Source organism: Mesorhizobium sp. M7A.F.Ca.CA.002.04.1.1 (assembly GCF_004022805.1).
GTDB classification, from domain to species: Bacteria; Pseudomonadota; Alphaproteobacteria; order Rhizobiales; family Rhizobiaceae; genus Mesorhizobium; species Mesorhizobium ciceri.
The window spans coordinates 1-3,631 of the sequence record NZ_RZPL01000598.1; the positions used below are offsets into that span (position 1 = coordinate 1).

The 3,631-nt window shown below is 64.3% G+C and carries 4 protein-coding genes; all 4 read right to left on the reverse strand.

The genetic code is table 11. From position 1 onward, the window contains the following. A partial coding sequence (locus ENZ75_RS25005; RefSeq protein WP_164887983.1) for a hypothetical protein occupies window positions 1–183 on the reverse strand: 183 nt, incomplete at its 3' end. A 45-nt stretch (window positions 184–228) separates the two neighbouring features. Continuing rightward, window positions 229–711: a MarR family transcriptional regulator gene (locus ENZ75_RS25010; protein ID WP_013527967.1), complete on the reverse strand. Its 483-nt coding sequence runs from the start codon at window positions 709–711 to the stop codon at window positions 229–231. After that, window positions 711–2,282 carry an NAD(P)/FAD-dependent oxidoreductase gene (locus tag ENZ75_RS25015; protein ID WP_063169954.1) on the reverse strand — a complete coding sequence of 524 codons (1,572 nt, stop codon included), beginning with the start codon at window positions 2,280–2,282 and terminating at the stop codon, window positions 711–713. Before ENZ75_RS25015 ends, ENZ75_RS25010 begins: the two co-directional genes overlap by 1 nt. A 314-nt stretch (window positions 2,283–2,596) precedes the next feature. Beyond that, complete coding sequence (locus ENZ75_RS25025) at window positions 2,597–3,388, reverse strand: cyclase family protein (RefSeq protein WP_063169953.1); 792 nt, start codon at window positions 3,386–3,388, stop codon at window positions 2,597–2,599. Window positions 3,389–3,631 lie beyond the last annotated feature (243 nt).

Here is a 3,631-nt window from a genome sequence, read left to right on the forward strand (position 1 = left end):
GTCCTGCGCGTCGGCCAGCACGTCCATCAGGTGACTGATCGGCGCGCCCTGATAGCCGCCGACATAGCCGACGCCGCATTGCAGCAGCGCCTTGGTGATGGCGAGAATGCCTTCGCCGGCAAACTCCTCGCCGGCACCGAGCCTGAGTTTTTCGACTTCCCTGGCAAAAGACCGTTCGGCCATTCTTTTTCTCCCTTCCGTTACCGCCAGCGCTGGCGGCGCGTAGGTCTAGATGTCGTGCTTGCGAATGTTCTTCAGCATCTTCAAAAGCGTGGCGATGAGCGCGGAATATTCGGCATCGTCGATGTCGTCGAACATCGCTTCGAACGCGTCGTGCATGGCCGGCCAGGCGCGGGTGAACTCGGCGCGGCCCTCGTCGGTCAGGAACACATGGCGGATTCGGCTGTCGGTGACACCCTGCTCGCGTCGCACCAGACCCTGGCCCTCCAGCGTATCGAGGGTCCGGCTCAAGGTCGATTGCTCGATGACCGTATAGACCGAGAGGTCGTTGACGGTGATACCGTCGGTGACCGACAGCACGGCGAGCGTGCGGACCTGCGGGATGGTCAGGCCCTGCTTGCGGAAATCGTCGCGCAAGGTGGCGTTGTAGCGGCCCATGATGCGGTTCATCAGATAGGGCGCGAATTGCTGCAGCCCGATCTGCCCCAGGGTCGAAATGCGCTGGCGCTTTTCCGCGACCTTCTCTTCCATCACAGCCTCCCCGCCAGGAGAAAGCCGGAACCGCCGCCGAGACCCGCACCCGGGTGGGTCGAGGCGCCGATATGGTAGAGACCCTTGATGCCGGTCTGATGGTTGCGGCTGGTCTTGAACGGCCGCCACAGGAAAGACTGGTCGATGGTCGAGGAACCGCCATAGGGGTCACCGCCGACCAGGTTGATGTTCATCGCCTCCAGATCGGCCGGCGAATAGGCGCGGCGCGCGATGACGCTGTCCTTGAAGCCTTCGATATGGCTGGCGAGGATCGCCTCAATGCGGTCGGCATAGGCTTCGCGCAGCACATCGGTCCATTGCCCGTCTGCCGGCGCCTGCAGCTTGCCGGCCGCGTCGCCCTTGATGTGGCGAGGCGCCTCTGGCAGTTGCAGCCACAGGATCGCCTTGCCCTCCGGGCAGCGCGACGGGTCGAGCGCGTGCGGCTGGCCGACGCAGATGGTCGGCACCTCCGGCAGCATGCCGCGCGCCGCCTCGTTGCAAGCTTTCGAGACGCCATCCAGGCCGGGCGTGAGGTGCAGCAACGCCACCTTATCCAAGCCTTCGCCCGGCCATGCGGGCGGTTTGTCCAAGGCGTAGTGGATCTGGAAATTGCCTTTGCCGTAGCGGTACTTTTGCGTCGCCTCGACATCGGCTTTGGGTGCATCCGTGCCAAGCAGCCTGCCATAGAGCTGCGTTGGCGTAACCGAGCAGATGACGCTCTTGTCGGCATTGATTGTCTCGCCCGAGGCCAGCCGCACGGCGGTTGCCCGGCCATTGTTTTGAACGATCGAAGCGACATCGGCGCCGGTGCGGATATCGCCGCCGCGTTCCCGAATCAAAGCCTCGAAGGCCGCCAGCAGGTTTTTTGCCCCACCCTTGACGATCGGTGCTCCGGCCGCCTCAAGTGCGAAGGCGATCACCTTGGCGATCTGGCCGGAGAAGGCGTCCTCGGGTCCAAGCCCGGCATGCAGTACCCAGGGTGCCCACAGCGCGCGGATGGTTTCGGACCGGTAGGTGTTTTCGAGCCAGCCGCGCGCCGGCACCAGAGCTTCGCCGAGGAAGGCGGCAAGGCCGCGCGGGCCACGCCGCCAGCCATCACCGGCAAGCAGCTTCGCTGTCGGGTAGGACCACAGGCTGCCGCCGAGCAAGCCGAACAGCAGGCCGGCATTGCGTTCGATGCCGCCGACATCATCCGCGTGCCGGTCACCGTCGCCTGCCGCGATTGCGTTGAGGGCGGCGATGTTGGCGGCACGGTCGGTGCTGAGCACGGCATGGCTGCCATCCGGCCGCAGCACGCCCGTCGGCGTGCCCGTGTGGCAGAACTCCAGCCCGTGGCGCGCGAGATCGGCGCCCAGTGCCGCAAAGGCCGGCGAGGTGATGAACAGCACGAAGGTCGTCGCCATCACATCATGGATGAAGCCGGGTGCGGTGATCTCCTCGGTGCGCAAGCAACCGCCAATGCGGTCGTTGCGCTCCAGGACGAGCACACGCGCCCCTTTGCCGCCGAGCATCGCCGCGCAGACCAGCGCGTTGATGCCGCTGCCGACGATGATGTGATCGGGGGCGGTCATTGGCGGTTGCTCTTTGCTTGCGGGCAGTGGAGTTCAATCGCGTGGAATTGCGCTCTACGGCGCCCCCCTCTGGCCTGCCGGCCATCTCCCCCTCTTGGGGGGAGATTGGCAGCTTCGGCGCCCCACTCAATCCTGCAACGTCGCAGATTGGCGAAAACCATTGTGAAGGCCAATCTCCCCCCTTGAGGGGGAGATGTCCGGCAGGACAGAGGGGGGCGCCGTAGGGCGCTAGCGCTACAAGCCTGCCACCCTCTACCTGCCATCAACCCGGTTTCGCCTTCTCGCATGATCTTCTCCCGAAGACCCACCTCGCTTTATTGCTTCGACACCAGCGCCAGCGCGCGAATCGGGCTGCCGGTGCCGTGCTCGATCTTGAGCGGCGCCGCGATCAGGATGGCGCCCTTCGGCGGCAGCTGGTCGAGGTTGCAAAGGCTGGCGAGACCGTAGCGGTTGGCCTTGTGCATCAGCGTGTGCGCCGGGAATGGCGGCTCCATGCCACCGGCCTTGCCGGCATCGGTGCCGATCGTCTCCGAGCCCCAGCCCTTGATGTCCTTACTGATCAGGAACTGGATGGCTTCGGCCGTCGGGCCGGGCGTGTGCGGACCGGTCTCGTTGGCGTTGAGGAACTCGGCTTCCGAGCCGTTGCGCTTGTACCAGTCGGTGCGCATCACCACCCATTCGCCGGCATTGATCGCACCGTGCTTGGCTTCCCAGGCCTTGATGTGGTCGACGGTGAGCAGGAAATCGGGGTCGGCGGCGGCTTCCTTCGAACAGTCGATGACATTGACCGGGCCGACGAAATTCTGCGCCGGAATGGTGTCGGTGGCGCCGTCCGGATAATCCTTGCCGCTGATCCAGTGCTGCGGCGCGTCGAAATGCGTGCCCGAATGTTCGCCGAGCTTCAGCCAGTTCCAGGCCCACCACGGACCGTTCTTGTCGTAACGGGAGATGTTGTGGATCTCGACCTTCGGCGTGTCGACGGCGAGTTCCGGCGGCAGCTTGATCAACGGCGTGTCCGGCCCGAGCGGCGCCGACAGGTCGACCACCTTGATGGCGCCTGAAAGAAGCTGGCCGGCGACTTCGCCGAGGAGTTTTTGCGTGTCCATGGTTTGAAGTTCCCTCTTTCGTGTGATGATCAAGGCTCGTCTCGGCCCTTAATATCCTACTAGACGAAAACATATGCATCTGCAATTATCTTTAAGCATAAAGGAAATGGGGACGGGGCGTGAGCGAGTTCGACGCCATCTTTGTCGGGGCGGGCCACAACAGTCTGGCATGCGCTGCGCATTTGGCGCTCAAAGGCTGGAAAACAGGGGTTTTCGAGCGCGGCGCATGCCAGACTGTTGTGG